Source organism: Bacteroides intestinalis (genome assembly GCF_003464595.1).
GTDB classification, from domain to species: domain Bacteria; phylum Bacteroidota; class Bacteroidia; order Bacteroidales; family Bacteroidaceae; genus Bacteroides; species Bacteroides intestinalis_A.
Window position 1 is genome coordinate 24,361 of the sequence record NZ_QRZF01000015.1, and the last position, 25,600, is coordinate 49,960.

Annotated in this window: 19 protein-coding genes; 5 read left to right on the forward strand and 14 right to left on the reverse strand. The window is 41.9% G+C overall.

Annotation, left to right across the window (positions count from 1 at the left end; all coding sequences use genetic code 11):
- Positions 1–63: 63 nt before the first annotated feature.
- From DWW10_RS18220 to DWW10_RS18245, 6 genes are all read right to left on the reverse strand, one after another.
- Positions 64–1,596 (reverse strand): Gfo/Idh/MocA family protein, encoded by a 1,533-nt coding sequence (locus DWW10_RS18220; protein ID WP_022391817.1) that lies wholly within the window; start codon positions 1,594–1,596, stop codon positions 64–66.
- Between the two features lie 49 nt (positions 1,597–1,645).
- On the reverse strand, positions 1,646–3,760 hold the full coding sequence (locus DWW10_RS18225; RefSeq protein WP_022391818.1) for a glycoside hydrolase family 2 protein: 2,115 nt from the start codon (positions 3,758–3,760) through the stop codon (positions 1,646–1,648).
- A 2-nt stretch (positions 3,761–3,762) separates the two neighbouring features.
- Positions 3,763–4,872, reverse strand: coding sequence for a glycoside hydrolase family 88/105 protein (locus DWW10_RS18230; RefSeq protein WP_409012374.1), 1,110 nt, complete (start codon positions 4,870–4,872; stop codon positions 3,763–3,765).
- A 19-nt stretch (positions 4,873–4,891) separates the two neighbouring features.
- The gene (locus DWW10_RS18235; RefSeq protein ID WP_022391820.1) at positions 4,892–6,739 is read right to left on the reverse strand and encodes a RagB/SusD family nutrient uptake outer membrane protein; all 1,848 of its coding nucleotides are present in this window, start codon (positions 6,737–6,739) and stop codon (positions 4,892–4,894) included.
- Between the two features lie 16 nt (positions 6,740–6,755).
- Positions 6,756–10,112 carry a TonB-dependent receptor gene (locus DWW10_RS18240; protein ID WP_022391821.1) on the reverse strand — a complete coding sequence of 1,119 codons (3,357 nt, stop codon included), beginning with the start codon at positions 10,110–10,112 and terminating at the stop codon, positions 6,756–6,758.
- A gap of 133 nt (positions 10,113–10,245) precedes the next feature.
- On the reverse strand, positions 10,246–11,238 hold the full coding sequence (locus DWW10_RS18245) for a FecR family protein (RefSeq protein WP_022391822.1): 993 nt from the start codon (positions 11,236–11,238) through the stop codon (positions 10,246–10,248).
- Positions 11,239–11,512: 274 nt separating this feature from the next.
- Between DWW10_RS18245 and DWW10_RS18250 the strand changes: the two genes are divergently transcribed.
- From DWW10_RS18250 to DWW10_RS18265, 4 genes are all read left to right on the forward strand, one after another.
- The gene (locus DWW10_RS18250; RefSeq protein ID WP_022391824.1) at positions 11,513–12,061 is read left to right on the forward strand and encodes an RNA polymerase sigma-70 factor; all 549 of its coding nucleotides are present in this window, start codon (positions 11,513–11,515) and stop codon (positions 12,059–12,061) included.
- Positions 12,062–12,185: 124 nt separating this feature from the next.
- Complete coding sequence (locus DWW10_RS18255; RefSeq protein ID WP_022391825.1) at positions 12,186–12,548, forward strand: BlaI/MecI/CopY family transcriptional regulator; 363 nt, start codon at positions 12,186–12,188, stop codon at positions 12,546–12,548.
- 43 nt (positions 12,549–12,591) lie between these two features.
- Entirely contained in the window at positions 12,592–14,622 is a 2,031-nt protein-coding gene (locus DWW10_RS18260) for a M56 family metallopeptidase (protein WP_118422025.1), read from the forward strand.
- A 116-nt stretch (positions 14,623–14,738) separates the two neighbouring features.
- Positions 14,739–15,926, forward strand: a complete 1,188-nt coding sequence (locus DWW10_RS18265) for a peroxiredoxin family protein (RefSeq protein ID WP_022391827.1) — start codon at positions 14,739–14,741, stop codon at positions 15,924–15,926.
- Positions 15,927–16,008: 82 nt separating this feature from the next.
- Here the strand turns inward: DWW10_RS18265 and DWW10_RS18270 are convergent, their stop codons facing one another.
- The 8 genes from DWW10_RS18270 to DWW10_RS18305 all read right to left on the reverse strand — a co-directional run bounded on the left by DWW10_RS18270 (position 16,009) and on the right by DWW10_RS18305 (position 24,046).
- Complete coding sequence (locus DWW10_RS18270) at positions 16,009–17,109, reverse strand: Mrp/NBP35 family ATP-binding protein (RefSeq protein WP_118422026.1); 1,101 nt, start codon at positions 17,107–17,109, stop codon at positions 16,009–16,011.
- Between the two features lie 124 nt (positions 17,110–17,233).
- The gene (trmB, locus tag DWW10_RS18275) at positions 17,234–17,992 is read right to left on the reverse strand and encodes a tRNA (guanosine(46)-N7)-methyltransferase TrmB (protein ID WP_022391829.1); all 759 of its coding nucleotides are present in this window, start codon (positions 17,990–17,992) and stop codon (positions 17,234–17,236) included.
- 3 nt (positions 17,993–17,995) lie between these two features.
- Positions 17,996–19,015, reverse strand: a complete 1,020-nt coding sequence (locus DWW10_RS18280) for a branched-chain amino acid aminotransferase (protein WP_022391830.1) — start codon at positions 19,013–19,015, stop codon at positions 17,996–17,998.
- Between the two features lie 52 nt (positions 19,016–19,067).
- Entirely contained in the window at positions 19,068–19,283 is a 216-nt protein-coding gene (gene xseB / locus DWW10_RS18285; protein WP_022391831.1) for an exodeoxyribonuclease VII small subunit, read from the reverse strand.
- 21 nt (positions 19,284–19,304) lie between these two features.
- The gene (gene xseA / locus DWW10_RS18290; protein ID WP_118422027.1) at positions 19,305–20,543 is read right to left on the reverse strand and encodes an exodeoxyribonuclease VII large subunit; all 1,239 of its coding nucleotides are present in this window, start codon (positions 20,541–20,543) and stop codon (positions 19,305–19,307) included.
- Positions 20,544–20,597: 54 nt separating this feature from the next.
- Positions 20,598–21,968 carry a S8 family peptidase gene (locus tag DWW10_RS18295; protein ID WP_022391833.1) on the reverse strand — a complete coding sequence of 457 codons (1,371 nt, stop codon included), beginning with the start codon at positions 21,966–21,968 and terminating at the stop codon, positions 20,598–20,600.
- Between the two features lie 18 nt (positions 21,969–21,986).
- The gene (mnmA, locus tag DWW10_RS18300) at positions 21,987–23,066 is read right to left on the reverse strand and encodes a tRNA 2-thiouridine(34) synthase MnmA (protein WP_022391834.1); all 1,080 of its coding nucleotides are present in this window, start codon (positions 23,064–23,066) and stop codon (positions 21,987–21,989) included.
- 83 nt (positions 23,067–23,149) lie between these two features.
- Positions 23,150–24,046 carry a metallophosphoesterase gene (locus DWW10_RS18305; RefSeq protein ID WP_022391835.1) on the reverse strand — a complete coding sequence of 299 codons (897 nt, stop codon included), beginning with the start codon at positions 24,044–24,046 and terminating at the stop codon, positions 23,150–23,152.
- 252 nt (positions 24,047–24,298) lie between these two features.
- Between DWW10_RS18305 and DWW10_RS18310 the strand changes: the two genes are divergently transcribed.
- On the forward strand, positions 24,299–25,354 hold the full coding sequence (locus DWW10_RS18310) for a porin (protein ID WP_118422028.1): 1,056 nt from the start codon (positions 24,299–24,301) through the stop codon (positions 25,352–25,354).
- Positions 25,355–25,600 lie beyond the last annotated feature (246 nt).

Sequence of the window (25,600 nt, forward strand, 5' to 3'; positions counted from 1 at the left end):
GCACTGCCCATCATTTACACTCAATGATGAACAGTGCCATTCGTTTTATTTCTCACCCGATTCCTACTTCCAGTCCTCGGCTCCTTTTTCTTTCAATTTGCTTGTAAAGGCTTTAGCTTTATCCATAGTCTCTTTTTCTTCTTCGGGACTTGCATAAGCAAACTTATAGCCTTTTATAACATTCCATTCGCCACGGGTAAAATCAGGGAATTCCACAGCAGCACAATTGTTATCCATAGAAAGCTCACCCAATTCTGCCAGACAGCACCATTCTGCCAAGTCGTATACATCCAGATCCAAAGGTAAACCGTTCTGCAAGCAATATACCAAACGGCTATCCATAATGAAGTCCATACCTCCATGGCCTCCTACTTCCTTAGCCATTTCACCATACTTCTTTAATATCGGATGCTGGAACTTTTCTACAAGCGCTTCCATTTCCTCCTTAGGCAAAAAGCTGTGGGTATTCAGATTATCAACTTGCGGTTCTACTCCCGAAGCGCTCAATTGCTTAGCATCAAGAGCATAACCCTGAATCGGATACTTATTGGCAAAGCCTTTGGTTCCGGTAAGCTGATACAAACGGTTATAAGGTTGCGGTGTCATCACATTATGTTGAATCTCGATAACTTTTCCGTTTGCCGTACGAATCAGTGTAGTTGTATGGTCACCGTTACGGAAATCATCACACTTCTCTCCGGTTCTCTTTTCTACCAGATCCTTACCTACAACCGACTTGGTATCCATAGCTACCAACGTTACCATACGGTCGCCACGATGGATATCGAATGCTTGCGCCACAGGACCAAGACCGTGAGTAGCATACACATCACCACGATGTTTCTTGTTGTAATCCAAACGCCATCCCAGTTTATCATTCTCACCGTTTTTCCAATAATGATCCCAGAACGGGCTCAATTCATGGATGTAAGCACCTTGTCCACGAATCACTTCACCAAACACTCCTTGCTGTGCCATGTTCAGCGTATTCATTTCAAACCAGTCATAGCAACAGTTTTCCAGTATCATACAATGTTTACGGGTCTTTTCACTCATATTGATCAAGTCCCAACATTCCTGAAGATTCATAGCCGAAGGAACTTCTATAGCTACATGTTTGCCGTTTTCCATAGCACACATTGCTACAGGAAAGTGATGCAACCAGTCGGTAGCAATATAAACCAAGTCTATGTCATCGCGTTTACAAAGTTCTTCGTATCCTTTCTCTCCGGAATAAACAGCTGCCTTAGGCAAAGATGCTTTCTGCAAATACTTCTGGCAGCCCTCAGCACGTGATTGTTCATAATCACAAAGAGCCACGATCTGCGTACCGGGAATATGGGTAAAACGCTCTACAGCACCGGGGCCACGCATACCCAATCCTACGAATCCTACTCTAACGACTTCCATCTTCGGGGCGGTCAGCCCAATCACACTCTGCTGCCCAGCCGGACGCTCGGGAGTTTTCACAATAATAGTTCCATTCTTCCATTCCCACTGAGTACCCTTGTCATTGGTTTGCACAGTAGAAGTTTGAGACGTGCATGCACATAATGCGACGCACATACCCAACAACAATGATTTCAAAACCTTCATGTTATATTAAATTTAAAGTAAATAATTAATTCATCAGTTCAAAAAAGTATTACCAGCCGGCATGTTCCTTTTTGTTCTCATAAAAATCAGCTTCTCTTTTCATTTCTCCGTTGTACATCCATTCTATTTCATCCGTATATTCTTTGCCACCGGAAGAAACAGTTGCTTTCAGTATATTCTTCCCAGACTCCAAAGTAACCTTATCAAACACATAATGTACATCTGTATATCCCTTCCGTATCCCTGTCAATTCTTTTCCATTCAGGTAAACTTTAGGAGTTCCTATATTGGAATATACGGTTACGGTAGTTTCTTTCTTTTCACGATTTACGTTTCGCCGTTGTGTCAGATAAAGTACCGGCTCTTTGCTCCAGTTTGCCTTATACCAGAAATAAGAATCTTTCTTTATCTTACGGTCAAAGGTAACCAATCCTTTTAAATTACGTGCAGGTACGCCCCCTCTTTTCCACATTGGGACTGCAAAATCGAATGTATTCCACAAATAAGAGGCTATAATATAAGGGTGATTAGAAATAACACTCCATTGATATTCATGTGTTTTAGTCTGAAATGTCTCCGGATAAAACGGTTTTCCCCAGTTCAGGGCATCACCCAGATATTCTGTCTGATGCTCTATATTGGCATCCGCTCCGTATTCCGTTAACATGAGTTTCTGCCAGGGATATTCCTTCTCCAATTTCTCCACCCAAGGTTCTATGTCCTGAATTTTCTTCTCATACCAGCCAAAGTAACGGTTCATGCCCTGTACATCCGTATTTTGATTAACAGGATGATCGGCATGTCCATACCCATTGACGGATACGGTATAGCGGTCCGGATCTTCGGTCTTACAAAGATCATGGAGAGATTGCGTCAAAGAGGCTGTATATCCATGCGGGTGATAAACCTCATTGTGAGTACCCCATATATAAATGGAAGGATGATTAAAACTCTGTCGAACCAGTTCACGCATCTGTTGATGCGCATTCTCCCACTCCTTTCCGGAAACACGGTTCACAAAAGGAATCTCCGCCCAGATAATCAAGCCCAACGTATCACAACGGGAATATAAATAATCGGATTGCTGATAGTGGGCAAAACGAACAGTAGTTGCGCCCAGATCCATAATGGTTGCCAGGTCAAAATCATGGTGCTCATTCTTTAAAGCACTGCCTAGCCCCCACCAGTCCTGATGCCTAGTCACGCCATACATCGGGTATTTCTTTCCATTCAGGAAGAAGCCTTTCCCTGCCACTATTTCATAATTACGAAGTCCCAGCGGCTGTACCATCTCATCAATCACTTTACCATCCTGCCAAAGACGAGACACAACTTTGTACAAATAAGGGTCTTCACGCCCCTGCCACAAGTGCGGATTGTTCAGTTTGAAGGTTGAAGAGTAGGTTTGTGTCCCCTGTGGGGTCAACAATAAACTCTGTCGATGTGTTTTCACCTGTTTACCCTGGCCATCGTAAATCGTATTTTCCAACTCCGACTGTACGGGTGTCAATGATCCATTGTCCAGTTTTACTTTCACAGTAACCTCAGCCGACCGCTTGGAAACATTCTTTTGGGTAACATACACCCCCGGAGAAGCATAATCTGTCACAACGATGCTACACGGTTCAGTCACCACCAGCCATACCGGACGATAGATTCCTCCATAAACTCCAAACAGGTTGTGATTGACAGGAATAACATCAGGACGTGCCGTATTATCCGCTTTTACTATAATTTCATTCTCTTGTCCGAACTTTACCTGACCGCTGATTTCGCATGCAAAAGCCGAATAAGCTCCTTTATGTGTGCCAGCCAGATAGCCATTAATATAAACCTCGGCACACGAACCGACACCTTCGAAGCGCAAAAATATACGTTTGCCTTTCATACTTTCAGGAAACATATACTTTTTACGATAATAGGCATCCCCTTCATAGAAAGAAGCTTCTTTCACTTGCATGTCTTTAGCATTCCAGGTATGGGGAATTTCAACTTTCTCCCAATCCCCACTCCACTTCTGCGCAACCTGCATAGCTTCTGTACCAAAAGGACCTTTCTTGAATTCCCATCCACTATTGAAAGAGATTACATCACGTGCACAAACATCTGTACTACCAAACAGAGAATATACGATCAAGCAAATACCAAATAATACTTTCCTCATATTCAGTTTATCATTTTATAGATTTGACATCCTGCCAGCAAAAATGCACCGACTCCATAGACTTCCGTCATTTCACGCGTCACCTTACGCGGATCGGCACCGATAGGCTGAACATATCCCAGCTTTCCATCCGGCTCCCCCGCATCTACCAGTGCTTTCCAACCTTTTTCTATTGCAGGCATAAAAGAAGCTTTATCCAGCAATCCTTCGTTCACTCCATAAGCAAGCGCATAGACAATAAATCCGGTTGCACTTGTTTCGGGCGACGGATAAGATGCAGGGTCTAGTAAGCTGGCATGCCAGTATCCATCCGGGCTCTGTAATTCAGCTACACGCGTGGCTAATGTAACAAATAGTTGTTTATAGAAATCATAAGAAGATTCCTCTTTGGGAAGTACCTGCAAGATTTCGGCCAAACCACCTAAAACCCATCCGTTACCACGTCCCCAGAATACCTTCTTGCCATTCGCTTCTTTCTTACCAAAGTAACGCCAATCTCTGTAGAACAACTGTTCGTCTTTATCATACAAGAAATCATAAGTTACTTTGTACTCCCTATTCATAAAGTCCAGATACTTCTTGTTTTGAGTCAATGCATAGAGTTTGGCATAAACAGGGGGAGCCATAAACAATGCATCACACCAGGACCAGCGATCCAGCGTCTCCGACTTGCGATAGTCTAATTCCAAAGTTGTTTCAGCGGGGTTGTCCACTATCCAATTGGCACGCGCCATTACCGGAGCAATCATTTTCTTATTGCCATATTTTATATAAAGGTCGATAAAAGGCTGTCCTACGGCAATAAAATCAGCATGATACATCCGCTTTCCAACTTGAAAATGATTGCGTTGCCCGATGCGAAGCAACCACTTATAATAAGTACTGTCACTGTCTTCCTTTTCTGTGAGGTCAGCCCAGTCCACCATTCCCATATATAAAGCGGCATGCGTCCAGTCCAGGTCATCATGTTCCGCATCCTTATTGGGATTAGCGATCTGCCAGTCGGCAACACGCTTCATGATACTTTTAACATCCGTCTCGTTGATGTTTTGAGCAAAGGAAGTAACTCCTGCCACAGAAGACAGGAGTACTACCAATAAAAGTTTCTTTATTCTATTCATCTCAAATAAATTACTCATTCGGAGTGTCCATCGGTTCAATATTATTTTCTGAACCATCGTATCCCGGAGTCTGATTGATATGTCCCTCCACATTGGATGAAATAGCTTTCAAAGCAATAGGCCAAAGTACATTGTGGGGAGCAATCGTATACGTATTACCTACAGAGTTCTTTACGCCCTTGTTATAAAATTCCGTTCTGTCCATGATTCGGTTGTAAAAATAGTTATTTTCCGTGAATTTATCCATAGAATACGTACGTCCTTTTTCATCTGCTTTGCCAGTCTTAGCAAATAAGTAAGCAATACGGGTCAGTTCGCACTTACGCGGTTCTTCATAGAAAAGTTCACGGGCACGCTCGTCCAGAATCTGACTGATATTCACTTCATCGGCAGTCAAAGGACGTGCACCGGCACGTTCGCGTACTTTATTTAAATCTTGTACAGCCAGATCCGGCTTGTCCAACCAAGTATACGCTTCTGCACGGAGCAGGTAGGTTTCTGCCAGACGGAAGACATACCAATCTGCCCAGCCACCACGCCACCAACTGGCTTTCTGGTCAGCAACATTGGATTTATAATGCGGCCATCCACTCCAACAACGAATCGTATCTTTAACCAGAAGAGCACCTTTCTCATTATACAATTGTACATTCTTTCCATACCATTCGGACTTACCTTCCAGACTTGGATTATTATATTTCAAGTCCGATACATGTACCCAGTTACCGGGTGCATGACGCAAATCGGTATCATCCAATGTCCAAATCATATTTTGATGGTACCATGTAGAACGCAAAGAGCAAACGCCACGACCATACTCCAGCAAATAAGGATTCTTAGTCTGGTTATTATCGACAAAAGCAACCTCTCCAGCAGGAGTCGTAATCTGTCCGGATGCCGGGAACCAAGGTACCAGCTGGCGTTTTATTTCCAGTCCGGCAGCGGAACGCATATCACTACCTGCATCATAGCGGTCGATTACAATATAAAGACATTCCTTATTTTCAGGCAGAGATTTATTATCTGATTGGTGTAAATCCCAAATAACATTTTTAGTTGCATCATTTTTATCCACGCCGAAACGCTGAGTCATCAATTGATGTACGCCATCATTGATTACTTTATTAGCAGATTCCACCGCATCGTTAAATTCGCCCAAGGCCAGATTAATCTTAGTCAGCAGATGATAGGCAGCAGCCTGCGTTACCATACCGATATACACATCATTAGACAGATATGGAGCTGTACGGTCCAAATCTTCTTTCAGGTATCGCAGTATAGCCTCACGCTTCGTTGAATAGAAATCGTAACGAGGTCCGGTCACTTCATTTACAATAAACGGCACATCGCCATATTGGTGTACCAAACGATAGTAGCGGAATGCCCGGTGAAAACAGCTCAATGCTTCTATTTCCCCTCGTTGGGCTTCGGTCATTTCCGTATCTTTGGAACGGCTGAGAATCGTATTGGCATCTTTGATACCTTTATATAAATAAGTCCAATAGTTATTTATCTGGCTGGCATTAGCTGTCAGTGAAGCCGACGGATTAATTTGCCGTATCAAATCTACAGGAGCATTCGAAGCATCCGTACGTCCGTTCACACTCATTTCTGAAAAGAAATACTCGGAAAGGATGCAAGGTTCGGCCGATCCTGCCGTAGGATAATAGTCGAAGTAGCGAACATCGCGATTCAACATATCTGTACTTGTTTTCAGTCCCTCATACGAATTAAACGTATTTTCCGGCGTAAAGAAGGACAAAGGCTTAGGTTCCAACCAATCGGAACATCCGCTTACTGCGAACATCACTCCAAGTATACCGGTATAGCCTAATGTATATTTTATCAACTTTTTCATTATCAGTTTTCCTTTTTTATAATGTCACATTAATACCAAATGTTATCGTTCTCGGTGTATTGCTGTCCGAATTTTCCGGATCGTAAGCAGGCCATCCGGTAAAGTAGCCTACATTCTTCACAGTCAGGTTCAGTCGTAACGCTTCCAGTCTCAACGGAGATATCAAAGCTTTCGGGAAAGTATATCCCACAGAGATGTTATCAAGACGCAGGAAGTCAGCTTTCTTATAAATATAGTAAGTTACACCGCTCGGACTTTTCGCACCTAAACGAGGATAGCTGTTGATCGGATTTTCGGCAGTCCAATAGTCACGCTTAATCTGATTTACCGTATTCAGCAAAGCATTGTTATTGGTGAAACGGTCCATCTTCTTCACATGGCCCAGGTAAGAGTACATACTGAATGAAATATCGAAGTTCTTGAACAATGTAAATTCATTACGCATATTCCAACGAACCTTCGGAGTCGTATTTCCCTGGAAAACTTTATCATCATTGTTGTATTTATAATTCTGATCTACATCCAGAATCTTCGGATCACCGGGAATCTGGCTATATTTAGCTGCTTCTTCCGCTTCATTTTCTTGCCATACGCCATCATATTTATATCCCCATACTTCATCCAAAGCATGACCGATGAAATATCCGTTGTCAATGTCATCCGCTTCTTTCCTACCAATCACATTTCCGTCAGCATCTGTTACATCTTCCATAATGCCATAGAGATGTTTGATTGTATTCTTATTGTACATTAAGTTGAAAGAAGTACGCCAAGTCAGCACACTGTTCTGAATATTGGTAGAATGTAAAGACAACTCCAAGCCGCGGTTCCAAATCTCACCAATATTAGCCTTCACACTGGTATAGCCAATCAAACTCGGCAACTGGCGGTTGTTCAGCAAGTCAGTAGTACTCTTATGGTACACATCGATACTACCACCCAGACGGCCCTTCAGGAAAGTGAAATCCAATCCCAGGTTATAAGAAGTCGTAGTTTCCCACTTCAAGTTGGGATTTGCCATATTGTAGCAGAAGAATGTATTGATAGTAACTAACTGACCTGTAGCAGGATCTACATACATATATTTACGGGGATCCAACTGCATCAATGCAGCATATTCACCAATAGAACGGTTACCGTTCTTACCCCAGGTAAGACGTAACTTTGCATATTCAAGCCATTCAGCATTCAGCTTCTTCCAGAAAGGTTCTTCCGTAAAAATCCATCCAAGAGCCACAGAAGGGAAGGTAGCACGCGGATTGCCTTGTCCGAAAGCAGAATATCCGTCACGACGTACAGTAGCCGTAATCAGGTAGCGATTATCATACGTATAGTGCAAACGTCCCATAAGGGCATCACCAGTACGATAAATATCATCACTGTCTGCAATAGGAGAAGTACCATAGCCTATACCTCCATATCCCAGATTGTCACTCGGCTGGAAACCTTCATTCTTGGAAATTGTTTTCCAACGCTGGAATTTCTCCCAGTTCAGCAATCCGGTAAAGTCGAATGCATGTTTTCCAAATGTCTTATTCCATTTCAGCATATTATCCCATTGCCAGAAGAAGTCTTTCATGCCATAGCGTTCAACGAATCCTCCCTGATCGCCGGAATCCGGATGATCTGCTGATTTATGATATAGATAATTAGTCCACTCAAAGCGAGGAGAGTAAGTTGTTTGCAAAGAGAATCCCAATGGCAAATCCAACTTAAGATAAATGGATGCATTTAAGTTATTGACGTCATGCTTCTTACTCAGATAAGCCCTGTTCAACAATGGATTGGTGGCATTGTTATTATCATTCGGATAAAGTTTCAAAGAACCATCCTCATTATAAACATTTCCATAAGGCGACAAAGAGGTACTAAAACTTGAATAAACCGATCTGCCGCTTTCATACATATTGCTTTCGTCACGCGACGTAAACTGTGCATTAACACCATAAGTCAGGAATTTCTGCACTTTATTTTCTAGATTCACACGAGCACGGATAGCACTATACTTACCACCTCTGTTATTACTTTCATTCTTCACATAGTTAATAGAAGAATAATAAGACATTTCGTCTTTCTTGCCCGATACGCTGACTGTATAATCCTGTCGAAGCGCAGTGCGAAGAGTCAGATCTTCCCAGTCGACCGTTCTGCCCGCCATGTAATTGGCTATTTCCGTATTAGTCATTCTCAAACGGGCGAGCCATACCTCAGTCGGATTTCCGGTATCCGTACCCAGCCATTCAGACAGTTCTGTGCCACTCATATTTGCAGGATTGTCAAAGTATCCGGTGGCAGCAGTCTTATATTCGGTACTTTTCATTACATCCTGACGGAAATTCACAAAGTCTTGTCCCTGATAGACTTCCGGCAGAGAGTTAACCATCGAAATGCCCCAACTGCCATTAAAACTGATCGTCGGCTTCTTGCCTCCTCCTTTTTTGGTAGTAACCAACACCACACCATTAGCTGCCTTGGCACCATAAACGGCTGCAGAACTGGCATCTTTCAGGACATCTACACGCTCTATGTCATTCGGATTAATATCCGTCATCTGTCCACTATAGATAACACCATCCAAAACAATCAGCGGGTCAGTGCTGGCAGCAATCGTACTTTTACCACGAATCATCATGCTTGTATTGCCTTTCGCATCAGTTTCCATACCTACCGAAAGTCCGGCAACACCTGTACGTAGCATATCCTGAATGGTCTGGCGTTGTTCTTTCTCCATATCACTGCCTTTGATAGAAGCTACCGCACCGGTCAGGTCCTGCTTTTTCATCGTACCGTAACCTACCACCACAACTTCCTGCAAGAGCTTGGAATCTTCCTGTAGTTTTATGACGGAAGGAATGGAACCGGCTTTCAGCGTTTGCGTAGTATAACCGATATACGATACCTGAATCCGGGCATCAGGAGCCACAGTCAAGGTGTAATAACCATCAATATTGGTGATGGTACCATTGGTAGTACCTTCGGCAATGACATTACCCCCTATAACCGGTTCTCCATTTTCATCTACCACTTGTCCCTTGATAGTGATTTCATGCCCCGAAGTCTCAGGTTTATCTTTAGTAAACAAAGCTATCTGCGTATTGGTAACCTCATATTTCAGGTCCGTGTTTTTCAACATGGTATTCATTGCCTGTTGAGCAGTAGCTTTCTTCACTTTCAAGCTTACTTTCTGCTTTACATCCACCTGATTGGCATCGTAGAAAAAAGTGTATCGACTGACTTTTTCTATGCGGTTAATAGCCTCTGAAAGAGGAAGATCGGAGAAGTCTACAGTAATTAGCTTCTCTTTTACTTGTGCTGATAAGGGCACACAAAGAATTAGTAGCAATAAAAATGCTACACGTTTTTTTAGAATCATGCTTTTCTTTTAGATTTAAAATAATTAGAATAATTGTGATAGAAAATAAGGATGAACGTTATCATCCCGTAACATTAGTTTACTTCACAGTATTGTGCATAGGCGATTCTTTTTAGGGTTAGAATTTAACATTTTACTTTTTATAAATACTGAGCTCATTATTTTCATTAAACGTATACCCAATCGGATTGATGCGTGCCATCAACCTGAGTATTTCCTCCAAAGGTTCGTTACGCAACGTAAAGGTATAGTGGATACTATCGGCGATAGTAGGATCCAGATCGATCTTCACACGATACCATTTCCTCAGGAAACGGCAGATGTCCTGCAGAGAACGTTGTTCAAAGACAATCTGGTCTTTAGTCCAGGAAGCGGCAAAAAGTACATCATCCTTGGTAACAGACAATCTTCGACTACTCTTATTATAAGTCGCAATCTCACCGGGTGCAAGATAACGGTGATCGTTTTCCGTATCCAGTGAAACCGACCCCTCTAACAGGCTGACATAGATATTCTCCATGTCCGGAAAGGCTTCTACATTAAACTTAGTACCATGGACAACAATACGTACCCCATCTGTTTGTACAATAAACGGTTTCCGTTTATCATGAGCCACATCAAAGTAGGCTTCCCCACGCAAAGTTACCACACGCTCTTCTTTCTTGTGTTGTATATCACATGTTAACTTCGTATTACTATGCAGCCATACGGAAGATTGATCCGGTAAAGATGCCATAGACTTTCCTCCCATGCTTTTATATTCCAGCAAAGTCTCTTCGGGAGTACCTGCCCACTGTCCCAGATAAAACGAAAAGCATACCACTATAACAATACATGCCGCCGCAACATATCTCCATATATGGAAGGTTGACTTCCGGCCAGGCTTCACAACTGGTGTCGAACTACCAGTCTTCATCCGGCGACTAAGTTCTTTCCAATAATATGCCGAATCCGGCGTATAGCTGGAAGCATTGCTTTGTATTTTATCCCAAAGGTCTTGGAGTTCCTCGAACAACTCACGGTTACCACTATCGGATAACCAAGCTTCGAGTTGATTATTTTCTTCCGAAGAACTTTCCTTTTTCAACTTCGAAATAATCAAATTCCATGGTATTTCTCTTATCATATTGTTCTTTTTGTCCATTCATACTATAATGACACAAAAACAACCTACCACCCTTACGTTAAAAAGCTCTTTTTTTTCGAAAACCTGATTTTTTTTATTGAAAGTTTACCATAAGTGGTTTAAGACATAGCAGACAGTATTCGTTAAAAAACGACAAACAGAACAGGAGCAGAATATATTTCTTATTATGAAAACACATTTTTTTCAGATAGTAATAAAAGAAGATTTGGAAAATCATAATTACTTTTTAACTTTGCAAAATAACTTGATGACCATGGCCACTAACGACGATATTCTTTTATTGAAGTTAATTAAAGAAGGAGATGAACATGCCTTTAAGCATCTCTTTGACAATTACTTTACACCATTATGTCGTTATATCAATATCTATCTGGATAACTTTGCAGAAGCAGAAGAGCTTGCACTGGATATTTTTACTTATCTATGGGAAAACAAGGAACAGGTAGATATCAGGTTATCTTTCAAAGCTTATCTCTTTCAGGCTGCCCGCAACAGGTGCTTCAACGCCTTACGAGATCGGAAACAAACAACAACACTGGATGAAAACCTGCATGAAACCCTGCAGTACAAAGAGTATCCTACCTTAGAAATAGAGGAACTAAACAAACTGATACAAGAAGCTATATGTACTTTGCCTAACCGCTGCCGCGAAGTATTCCTGAAAAGCAGGCAGGAACAAATGGCAAACCAGGAAATTGCCGATGATATGAATATCTCGGTTAAAACAGTAGAAGCACAGATCACCAAGGCACTTAAAATAATCAAAAAGTCTCTGGGAGAGGGATATGCATACTTATTTTAGTCCCTTGAAACGCACTTTCTTCCAGCTATAGAAATAAGCATTTAGATTAATTAACTCACTGTTCATTGCTTTATTACGAAACTTTCGTAGCTTTGTATTGAATTCATCCAAAAACTTTTATTCCATGGAAAAATTAACAATACAAGAAGAAGAAGCAATGATCTACATCTGGGAACTGGGCAGTTGCTTCGTAAAAGACATTGTTGCCAAATATTCCCAACCGGCACCTCCCTACACTACGGTAGCTTCCATCGTCAAGAACCTGGAACGTAAGCAGTATGTTACAGCCGCACGCGTAGGAAATACGTACCAATATACACCCGCCATCCGTGAAAGCGAATACAAACGTACGTTCATGAGTGGCTTTGTGCGTAATTACTTTGAAAATTCGTATAAGGAAATGGTTTCTTTCTTTGCCAAAGAGCAAAAGATTTCGACCAACGACTTGAAAGAGATCATCAATATGATTGAGAAAGGAAAAGAGTGAAAAAGATAACCTACCTGATTCTTAATTTTTAATTCAGAAAAAGATGTTGGCCTATTTTCTAAAAATCAATGTAGCCATCGCGCTATTTTATGCGTTTTACCGGCTATTCTTCTATAAAGACACGTTCTTCACGTGGCGCAGGGCTGCCCTGCTCTGCTTCTTTGCCGTATCCGCCATCTATCCATTACTAAATATACAAACCTGGATTACGGCACAGGAACCTATGGTCGCCATGGCAGATTTATACGCCGACATCGTTTTGCCGGAGTTTACTCTGACGCCGGAAAAGACAACCTTCGACTGGAAAACAATCCTGCTCCAAACGGCTGGTTATGTTTATTGGGGAGGAGTCGCTCTACTGGCTGGTCGCTTCCTTGTACAACTGGCAGGCATTATCCGGCTGGCTTTCCGTAGCCGGAAAACGAAGATTGGAAACGCCAACGTACACTTGCTTAAGCAAGCAGACGGACCTTTTTCTTTCTTTCACTGGATATTCATTCATCCGGCTTCGCATACCGAAGAGGAATTAAGCGAAATATTAACCCACGAACAGGCACATGCCAATCAATGGCATTCCATTGATGTACTCATCAGCGAGACTGCATGCGTACTTTGTTGGTTCAATCCCTTTGCCTGGCTCATGAAACGGGAAATCCGCACCAATTTGGAATACTTGGCGGACAATCGTGTACTGGAAACCGGGCATGATTCCAAATCCTACCAGTATCATCTGTTAGGACTATCTCACTATAAGGCTGCAGCAACTATCTATAACAGTTTTAATGTATTACCTTTAAAAAAACGCATCAAAATGATGAACAAAAAGAGAACCCGAGAAATAGGGAGAACTAAGTATCTTATGTTTCTCCCCCTGGCAGCCTTACTAATGATTATCAGTAACATCGAAGCTGTGGCCCGTACCACGAAAGAGATGGCAAAAGATGTCATAGAGGCTGTGGAAGAAAATCTGGCGCCAAACGAAACGGCACCGGATATGAAAGCTGCTACTGAACCGATACCGGCAGAAACGCCAATGCCACAGCAGGATAAAGATAAACTTGTGGCTTACAAAGGGAAAGTAGTGGATAAAGATGGAAAGCCTGTCGAAAGAGCTGAATTCTTCATTGATGGCATGTACAAGCTACCTCAAGACCAGTCATTTGTTACAGATAAAAATGGAAATTTTTCTTTCAAAGCATTTAAAAGTACTCCCATGATAGTGGTTTGGAAAAAGGATGGAAAACAAATGGCTGTGCAGGTTCCTGCCGAAACTCAAAACATATCAGACATGAAGATTGTCATGAATAGAGAATGGCTGAATCCTCCTGTCGATGATCCGGAAAATCCGGTATTCGAAGTAGTAGAATCAATGCCAGAATTCCCGGGTGGGGGCATGACAGCATTGATGCAATTCTTATCGAAAAATATCAAATATCCGGTCAATGCACAAAAGAACGGAACACAAGGACGTGTCACTGTACAATTTATAGTAAACGTAGACGGCAGCATTTCCAATATAGGCATTATCCGTGGAGTAGATCCGGAATTGGATGGTGAAGCAGTACGCGTTATCAGTACAATGCCCAACTGGAAACCCGGTACACAGAAAGGCAAGCCGGTTCGGGTGAAATACACTGTCCCTGTTATGTTCCGCCTACCGGATGAGGATAAGAAAGAAGAATACAAGCCTGTACCTAAAATAGAAGAAACGGTGGTTGTAGGTTATGGTACTCGGCAAGAGTCACCTATAGAAGAAGGTCAGGTATTTGAAGTAGTAGAGCAAATGCCTTCGTTCCCAGGTGGCCCGGAAGGACTTATGAGATATATATCCAAAAATATCAAATATCCGGTAGGGGCACAAAAAGCAGGAACACAAGGACGAGTAATTGTAGAGGTAATTATTGATGCAAATGGTAATGTTACCAATCCTAAAGTTAGTCAAGGTGTAGACCCATTATTGGATGCAGAAGCTATCCGTGTTACTGCCAATATGCCTAAATGGCAACCTGGTACACAGAGAGGGCAGGCAGTTAATGTAAAGTATACATTCCCTATCATATTCAAACTACAATAAAGTAATTATTTCCTGAAAAATTCTCTCTAACATAATAGGTTATCCGCAAATCCTCCCCCTGGCAGTCAAATTCAACACCAGGGGCAGGATGCAGATAACCGCTAACTCCCTACACGATGAATAAACTAATTCTGTTTCCCTGCTTCTTGTTCATTATCAATACAATTAATGCACAGGAAGGCAAAAAAGAGTATTTGCAGAAAGTTCTCAATAAGATTGAGAAAATTGAATCTGCAAGCTATTACAACGTATCAAAAACCTGGGAACCGGGAGATACTATACCTCTATCTGAATTCCGCCAATTAATTAATGAATACAACAACCCGGCAGATTCAACCATTGGAGCAAGCTACATAGCGCTTGATCCTGATGATACTAAAAAATTAGAGTTTGGTTACGATGGTCATGTAGTATCACACATGTTTCATGATAAAAAAGGGATAATAATTGATGACTTCACAACCAGATCTCTGCCTTTCAGATTAGTAGGACCTCCTTTCTTCAACTATACAAAGAGTATAATCCGTTATGCTCTAAATACGAACGATAATATTACTACTGAATTAAAAGAAGAAAAAGACTACTATTACTTAAAATTGGTAATCAATGAAGATAAGCAAGTCGAGTTCTTTGGCAAGGATTATAAAATAGACAACCCATATTGCCTGGATCCAACTTCCGGCTATGAAATATGGATCAGTAAATCAAACGATTTACCATATCAGGTACGTAGGGAAATGTACCACAACATTTCTATGAATTCCTGTTCGGATGTAGAAATCAATAAATTATCAATTAGTGATTTCAAACTATCAGATTATTTCCCAAAGGATTATGAAATTAGAAAAGTCGGAGAAAATAGAGCAGTTCCTACCTCATCTCTCGTTGGACAAAAGGCTACTGCATGGACTCTAAAAGATGAAAAAGAGCAGAATATATCACTTAGTGATTTCAAAAGTAAGGTATTACTTGTACAATTTACTGGAATAGGCTGCGGTCCATGCCAGTTATCTATACCTTTCTTAAACAAATTAAAAAGTGAATTTAAGACTGGCGACCTCGACATTGTGGCTATAGAAACGTGGAGACGAAAAGCGCACGCACTTCAAAACTACATTGACAGACACCACATAAATTATAAACTAACCACTGGTACAGATGAAATAGTAAAAGCCTACCAAGCCAGTTCCGCTCCGATCTTTTTCATACTGGATGAAAATCGAGTGATAAGGAAAATGATCACCGGATATAGCAAAGACTCTACTGACAAAGATATAGAGAATTATATAAAAGAACTTTTGTAGTACAAACAGAAAAATAAGAAAGAGATACCGCTCTCGGTTTATTGAGTGCAGTATCTCTTTCTTATTATTAATAGGATATTCTCTATTTATGCATTTGCACCACTTCCGTCGGTGCCATCTCTACATTCCGCTTATCTACTTGGCGAACTACGCTCGCTGCCAATTGCAAAAAGGCACGTCCTGTCACAGTATTTTCATCAAGTGCTACCGGTGTACCTTTGTCGCCACTTTCACAAATGCTTTGCACAATAGGAATCTGTCCCAATAAAGGTACATTCATTTCTTCTGCCAGTTTCTTAGCACCTTCCTTACCGAAAATATAGTATTTATTTTCCGGCAATTCGGCTGGTGTAAACCAAGCCATATTCTCCACTAAGCCCAGAATAGGAACATTTACTTTATCATTGACAAACATGTTAATGCCTTTACGGGCATCCGCCAATGCAACAGCTTGCGGTGTACTGACAACAATTGCGCCAGTCAGAGCAAGCGTCTGAACCACAGTCAAGTGGATATCACTCGTCCCGGGAGGGAGGTCTATCAGGAAGTAATCAAGATCTCCCCAGTTCGCATCACCTATCAGTTGTTTCAAAGCATTGCTCGCCATACCACCACGCCACAGAGTTGCCTGGTCAGGATCAACAAAAAAACCTATGGAAAGTAGCTTTATACCATATTTCTCAACCGGTACAATCAAGTCACGCCCTTCTACATTCTCTGCGTAAGGACGTGCATCTTCTACCTGAAACATCTTCGGCATAGACGGACCGAAAATATCAGCATCCAGCAAACCTACTTTATAGCCCAACTTTGCCAAAGCTACTGCAAGATTGGCAGATACCGTTGATTTACCTACCCCACCTTTGCCAGAAGAAATTCCAATAATATTCTTTACCTGAGGCAATAACTTACCCGGTTCGGGACGTGCCGCCTGCTTACTCTCCGTAGCAATAACGACTTCTACCTCATTGGATACATAGGTATGAATAGCTGCTTCAGCAGCTTTTATTACAGACTTCATGAAAGGATCAGTCGGCTTCTCAAATATCAATGAGAAACTGACTTTCATACCTTCAATACGCAGATTATCGGCAACCATTTCCGCTTCTACAAGGTTTTTTCCGGTGCCGGGATACCGCACTGTTGCCAGTGCATCTAAAATCAGTTTAGGATAAAGTGTCATAATATAAAATGTGATAAGGTGATAGGGTGATAAAGTGCTAACGTAATAAATTTCAACATGACAAGCATTAAAGTAATAACACCTTATCACTCTATCACTTTAGCACATTATCACTTTATAATTGTTATTTTGAAGTTTGCAGTCCGCTCCGCTTGCTGCGGTTATAACTGCGATATTCATCTAACTCTATTTCTACATCGGGTTCATACAGTTCACCTTCTTTCGGCAGATGAAACTTGATATATTTGATGTTCAACCCACGATCCAACCATTGTTGTTCGTAATAAGTTTTAATGCTAAGGATTTCATCAGCCATGCCGGAGTGATACAGATCTTCTGTCATCACATCCACTGGAAGGTTATTCTCCTCAATCATATAGCGGGTATAAGTGAACATAAAGTTACTATCTGTCTTGAGATGAATGATACCATCCGGTTTCAGGAATCTACGGTAGCGCTCCATGAAATAAGTGGAAGTTAAACGCTTCGTGGCCTTCTTCATCTGTGGATCAGAAAAGGTCAACCAGATTTCACTCACTTCATTTTCAGAAAAGAAACGATCGATGATTTCGATATTCGTACGCAAGAAAGCAACATTCTTCATACCTGCCTGCAACGAATCCGTAGCACCAGACCACATACGGGAACCTTTGATGTCTACTCCGATAAAGTTCTTATCCGGAAATAGCCGTCCCAGTCCTACTGTATATTCACCGCGTCCGCAACCCAATTCCAAAACAATGGGATGGTCATTCTTAAAGAATGACTCATTCCATTTTCCTTTCATCTCAAAAGGCACGTTATCTACTGCCGAATAGGGGTATTCGAACACATGCGGATAACTTGCCATATCGGCAAACTTCGCTAACTTACCTTTACTCATGCGTTATTCTACGATGGTTACCCAGCCATGTGTATCAGGTTCGTCACCATATTGAATACCACGCAGCTTATTGTATAACTTCATGCATACAGGTCCCGGTTTGCCATCTTTGGCAATGATATAAGAATGATTATTCTCCGGATCGTCAATACGCTCAATCGGGCTTATTACCGCAGCAGTACCACAAGCACCAGCTTCCTCGAAAGTAGAAAGTTCTTCTTCTGCAATCGGACGGCGTTCAACCTTCATGCCCATATCTTCAGCCAACTGCATCAAACTCTTATTTGTGATAGAAGGTAGGATGGAAGTAGACAAAGGAGTTATATAAGTATTATCCTTGATACCGAAGAAGTTGGCAGCACCACATTCATCGATGTATTTCTTTTCTTTGGCATCCAGATAGAATTCTGCAGAATAACCCGCTGCATGAGCCTCCTGGCTGGCACGCAAACTGGCTGCATAGTTACCACCTACCTTATAGATACCTGTTCCGAGAGGAGCCGCACGATCGTACTTACGAGTAATCACGTAAGGAGTAGCAGCAAAACCACCTTTAAAGTATGGACCTACCGGAGTAACAAAGATCAGGAACATATATTCACTGGACGGACGAACCCCCACTTGTGCACCCGTTCCGATCAGCAACGGACGAATATAAAGAGAGGCACCGCTCTCGTAGGGCGGAATAAAACGCTCATTCATCTTCACTACTGCGAGTACAGCTTCTTTGAAACGTTCTGTGGGCAATTCTGCCATCATAATACCACGACAGGTAGACTGCAAGCGAGCGGCATTCTCTTCCAAACGGAAAATACGAACTTTACCATCTTTACCACGGAATGCTTTCAATCCTTCGAATGCCTCCTGACCATAATGCAGACAGGTAGCTGCCATATGCATATTGATCAATTCACTACTACTGATTTCGAGTTTTCCCCACTCACCTTCCCGGAAATTAATTCTCACATTATAATCTGTCTTCATGTATCCGAATGACAGATTAGACCAATCTATTTCTTTCATATCTCAAAGTATTAGTAATCTCATTACGTACATTTTGCAACAAATTTAATCTTTATTCTTCACTTTCTCGCTTCTCCGACAGTAATTTTTCTATTTCCTTGTCGGCTTTGGTCAATTTGTCACTACAAAACGCAATAATCTCATTCGCTTCCTTTATTTTTTCAGCAAGCGCATCGATTTCCAACTCATTATTGTCTATCTGACGGACAATCTTCTCCAGACGTTCTATTGCCTGGGAATAAGTTTCTTTTTTCTTCGGAGTAGGCATAAAGAAATTTATTATTTAAGTTTATGATTTACAACTTATGACCGAGGCTACTTCACCCCGGTAGAAACGAGTGATTATTTCGTCTTCTTCATTTAACATAGCAGCATTTTTCACTACTTTCCCATCTTTCAACGTGATACTGTAGCCACGTGCCAGTATCTTCTCGGGAGAAGCATCAGCAAGACGTTGTTGTAACAACTCCAGACGATGCCGTTGACGCGAAAGTGAAGTCTGAACAGCTAGCGAAATATCTTTCCGGGTAGTCAGTAATGCAAGTTTGGCATCGGACACACGCCGGACAACAGCAGAAGGAATACGGTTTCTGTATGAAATCAATTTACGATGTTCTTCTGTCAGACGGGAACGCACACTTTCATGCAGTTGACTGATAAGCACTTCCAGTTCATCAGCAGCAAGGTCCATACAATTTATAAGATACTCTGCAGCAGCAGTCGGAGTCTTCACGCGGGTATGAGCCACAGAGTCAAGTACCGTATCATCTCTCTCATGTCCTATACCAGTGATAATGGGTAACGGAAACTGAGTGCAGGCAGCAGCAAGCAGATAGGTATCGAAACCGGACAAATCAGAAGTAGCCCCACCGCCACGGATAATAACCACAGCATCAAAATCTTCCTGACGATTCAGAATAGCATCCAGAGCAGATAACACCGATTCTTCTACGCGGTCACCCTGCATCAATGCCGGAAATAATTCCGTATGAAAGAAGAAGCCACGTGGATTATTCTTTAACTGATGGCAAAAGTCCCCGTAACCTGCGGCTGTAGGTGATGAAACCACTGCAATACGCTGGGGTAAAACCGGCATTTCCAGTTCCTTATTCAAGGTCAACACCCCTTCCTCCTCAAGTTGTTTTAAAATTTCCCGGCGTCGGCGTGCCATATCACCCAAGGTATACGTAGGATCAATATCCTGCACGGTAAGACTGTAACCATAAAGTTCATGAAAACTGACAGTTACCTGAACCAAAACCTTGATACCAGAAACAAATGCCTGTCCTGTGGACTCTTCAAAATAAGGTTTCAGCAAACGATATACATTTGCCCAAATGGTTCCACGCGCCTTTGCTATCAGATTATTGCTACGGGGATCTTTCTGAATAAACTCCAGGTAACAATGTCCGGTACTGTTCGTACGCACATCGCTCAGCTCCGCCTGCACCCAATATTCATCGGGCAGGCATTGTTCAAGGCTCCGACGCACCAAAGCGTTTAAATCATACAAAGACAATGCTTCCATTCTGTTCATTTACGTATTACAGGTTACACATCACCAATACCAACATGTAATCCATTATTTATTCTTCAACTTATACTCATTGTACGCCTTCCACATATCAGGTACCCCATATCCATAGATATTATCGGGGAAATCTGCACGGTCACCGGACCGACGCACCAATTCAATCACTTCCTTTGCCGTCAACTTCGGACAAGCCTGCCACAAACAAGTCACCATACCACACATGATAGGCGAAGAGAAAGAAGTACCATTGGCCCGTCCCTGATTGCCATCGGGACGGATGACGTCTGATCCTAACCCCACTGCAACAACATCAGGCTTCACACGATGGTCTGCAGTATTTCCAATAGATGAGAAAGGTGCCAATATTGCTTTCTTATTGACAGCACCTACCGTCAATACATTTTCCGCATCTCCCGGAGGGGTAATTTTCTTCCAGGAGCCCGTACCGGAATTGCCTGCACTACATACCAACACCATTCCCTTATCAGCAATGCGGGAAGCCTGGCGAGACATCAATGCATGCCGTCCATCCAAATCACGGTATTTATAATTCTTTGATTTGTCATCAAACGTATAATACCCCAAAGAGGTATTAATCACATCCACTCCCACACTATCGGCAAATTCTACGGCAGCCGACCAATAATCCTGCTCTACCAAATGCTCCGAATATTCGTCTTCACTACGAAGCAACCAGAAAGAAGCTTCGGGTGCTGTCCCGGTCATGATCTCAGGCTGATTCATTCCAATACAAGACAGAACGCTCAAACCGTGACTGCTCTCCGCAAAAATATCCGCTTGGGGATTCACAAAATCTTTTGTACCCAAAATATGAAGATTCTGCATAGCAGTAATCTTATCTACATTGTGGAAACCGGCATCAATAACTGCAATCGTCATTCCCTGACCTTTGAAACCAGCTTCATGCAATTTATCTCCATTACTCAGTTGAACCTGAGTGATGGCACACCCATAGATACTATCCGGATGTATGGTTGGTTGATTGATTACAGAATCCCGTTCCGTTGACATTGTCGGTTTATCAGCACCGGGAGAGAACCACACCTTTTCCGTAGAACGTACAAAAGGTAATGCTGCAATGCGGTCTATCAAAGTAGTATCATTACAAGATACTGTTACAAAATTATCCCATTTTCCAACCACTACGATATTCACTCCCAGTTTGCGGATTTCATCTATATATTTGCGGCATACCGGAAGATCAGTAGAATCAATTGGAAGATTCTGCTTTTTACGGCGCTCAATAGCCTTTTCCGACAAGAACTTCTCAGGACGTTTTAATGAATACTCTGTAGCAGCCTTGTCTTTTAAGCTGATGCGATACTTCAATGAATCTTGCTGTGCGGACACACCTGTCATAAACAGGGTGAAAGCCAAAAGAAGAAATAATTTTCTCATTCTATTATTATCTATTACTTATTTATTTTCTGCAATAACCAGACCAATGCCACGCTGGGAAGCGATAAACGAGCCACCCACTACCCGCCTTCCGATATAAAAGACAGCAGATTGTCCCGGTGCAATGGCTGAAGCCTCCGACGCAAAATGCACAAACAAACGTTCGTCTTCCAATCTTTTCACTGTACATGGAATCGGTTTACTACGATACCGGATACGTACTGATAAATCCGGGGTCGAAAAGAACTCCTGCTCATCAATAATATGGTCCTGCTCAGCCAACATATATTCAGTCTGCAATTGTTCGGCATCCCCTAACATCACTGTATTTTTCAGTGGATTGATCTTCAATACATAGGCTGGTTTACCTAAAGCTATTTCCAAGCCTTTCCGCTGCCCAATGGTATAATAGGGAAAACCTTTATGTTCCCCCAGCTTCACACCTTCAGAATTGACAAACCATCCGGGACCTATTTCCCTGTCAATTTCAGGGCTATGTTCACGCAAGAAGTCACGATAATCACCTTTAATGAAACAGACCTCCATACTTTCACCTTCTTCGGCCTTCAACTGATAACCTTTCTCACGCAAATACTCACGCACCTGTAGCTTCGTATAAGTTCCCAATGGAAAAATGCAACGTTTCAGCACATCCTGTCCCAATCTCCAGAGAAAATAAGATTGGTCCTTCTTTTCATCGTCTCCGGCAACGATATATACTTTTTCATTCTTTTCTTCCAAACGAGTATAATGTCCGGTAGCAATCCATGCACAATCCAATTTATCCGCCCATTCCGTCAGTATGCGAAACTTGAACATAGGATTACACATCACACACGGATTGGGTGTCCGTCCCTGACAATATTCATCTATAAAGTTCTGTACAATCACTTTACGAAAAGCCTCACGTTCATCAGCTACATAGTGTTCAATCTCCATACTATCGGCAAGCTGACGGGCCTCTACAGGTTCATCTCCCCATACCCACATGGTAAGGCCCACTATCTCATAACCTTGTTCCTTCAACATTAAACAGGTAGCGGTACTATCTATACCACCGCTCATGCCTACCAATACTCGCTTTTCAGATCTATTCATTTGGGAGATTCATTTTATTAGCTTACAAAAATACATGATTTCGGGCAGAAGAAATAGAAAAGGCATACCTTTTTAGCATGCCTTCACAGAAAATACTTAAACGACCGGGAAGGCACTCTTCCACATCCTCTCACCAAGATAGAATCACGAGTAAGTTCCACAATAGAATATGCATTTTGCTTCTCTGTCTCTATCATTCCCTCATGTGTTATCATTGGGATTCCTTTATAATAGCCGAATGCTCCAGCATGGTGATGTCCCGAAAAGACAGCTTTCACACATGGATACTTTGAAATAGTATTCAGAATTTCCACATTATTCAAAGCTGTAAACTCACTTTCCGGATAGAGCGGATGATGTGTAAAGATTAGCACATTATTCTTATTCTTCTCACATTCAGCTAACAAATTATCCAGCCATTTCATCTGTTTCTTACTGACTCCCCCATTCCATCTATATCCTTGTTTGCCGCCAGTCTGTTTTATATGCTTCAGCATCTCAGCCAGTTCCTGCTCTTTTTCAGTTCCTACGACATGAGCATATGCCGAAACTTCATTGGTATTCAACATAATAAAAATCCAATTTTGTTTCTGAAACGAGTAATACCCGGCAGGCATATTCAACTGCCTGTATAGAACAGAGACATCTGCCACCTCTTTATAATCATGATTACCCGTAAGATGATAAATCTCACGATCCAAACGAGAGAGACAAGACATGATTGTTTTTAAGTCGCTGTTTTTTCTATCAACAATATCCCCCAAATTAATTGTAAACTCCACATTCTGCCGATTGAAGTAACTGACACAAGTGTCCATTTTTCGTAGTGTCTCCCTATAGAACCGCGTATTTTCTGAAGGACAATCGGCATATTGCGCATCAGCAAACAACCCGAATTTGAGAATAAGAGGAGCATCTTGGGCCAATACATTGCCACAGAGGAAAGCCAGATATACAAATAATGTGATGAATGTTTTCATAATAACAAGCTATTTATAGTTATAAACAAAGTTCTCAAGTCGTTTCAACGTTCCAAATTTACAGTTTTTCATCCTACCAGACTGATTTAAATCGTCCGAAAAAACAATTAATATTGTCCACATAAGTTTTGAATCATAAACGAGTCTCCCCCTCATAGATAGACATGTAACAAAAATGCAATATCTATGACACAAAAACATCACACGTATGTCCGACCTTTGCCGCCATAAATTAATCGACTACAACTTATTATGAAGAAAAGCGCATTCATGCTGCTCATCGCCCTGCTGCCACTGGCCGCAATAGCTCAAAATCCGTACCGCAATGAAGACGGAAAGAAGGTAGACAAAGAAGAATTGGAAACGAAGGATTATCTGCCGGAAATACACGGGACCATCCGCACCAAATTTGAGTACCAAACAGAAATGGCTGCCAGCCGTTTTGAGGTACGCAACGCACGTATCAGCATCACCGGCAACGTGCTGCCCATCGTAGCTTATAAAGCTGAAATCGACCTATCCGATGAAGGACAAATAAAAATGCTGGATGCCTATGCACGCCTTTTCCCGATAAAGGATCTGACGGTCACAGCCGGACAAATGCGCGTACCGTTCACCATCGATGCCCACCGATCTCCACACCAACAATATTTTGCCAACCGCTCATTTATAGCGAAACAAGTAGGTAATGTACGTGACGTTGGTGTTACATTGGGCTATAAATTAGGAACCGAAGTACCTGTCACTTTAGAAGGGGGACTCTACAATGGTTCGGGGCTGACCAATCAAAAAGAGTGGCACAAAGAGGTGAATTATTCCGCCAAAGCACAGTTTCTCTTTGCCAAGAAGCTAAACCTCGCTTTAAGCATACAGAGCATACAGCCACAGGACGTACGGATAAATTCGTATGACATCGGTGCTTTCTATGAATTCGGACGCTTCCACATTGAAGGGGAATACTTGTATAAAACCTATGCAGACAATGCCTACGACAATGTACATGCTGTAAATAGTTTCATCAACTACGACCTACCTTTGCGAAAAGTATTCAATAAAATGTCTTTCCTGGCACGTTATGACATGATGACCAGCCAAAGTGATGGCAAAGCCATCGATGAAGAAACCGGAGCTTTAGCCACCACTGACTACAAACGTCATCGCGTGACCGGTGGTATCACATTTAGCCTCAGTAAAGCATTCCGCACGGACCTTCGACTGAACTTTGAGAAATATTTCTATGCTAAAAACAGTATTGCCAAAGAGTCCGAACAAGACAAAATAGTGCTGGAACTAATGGTCAGATTCTGACACCTTTATTGGGAAGATATACTCCTCCAGAGCATACCTGAGCCATACTTGCTCCGTACCATCTCCGTGTTTTCTCCGTATAAAGGTACCTCTGAGTGGAGAATGTACGGAGCAAGTACGGTCTTGATACGGTTCGGATATGGAGCAGATATAAAGTGAATGCACCACACAAGAAAAGCGAATTGTAAGAATAAGAGATTATAAGCAGTATCATTCAAAGTTATCGAATAATATAATTTCAGTTAT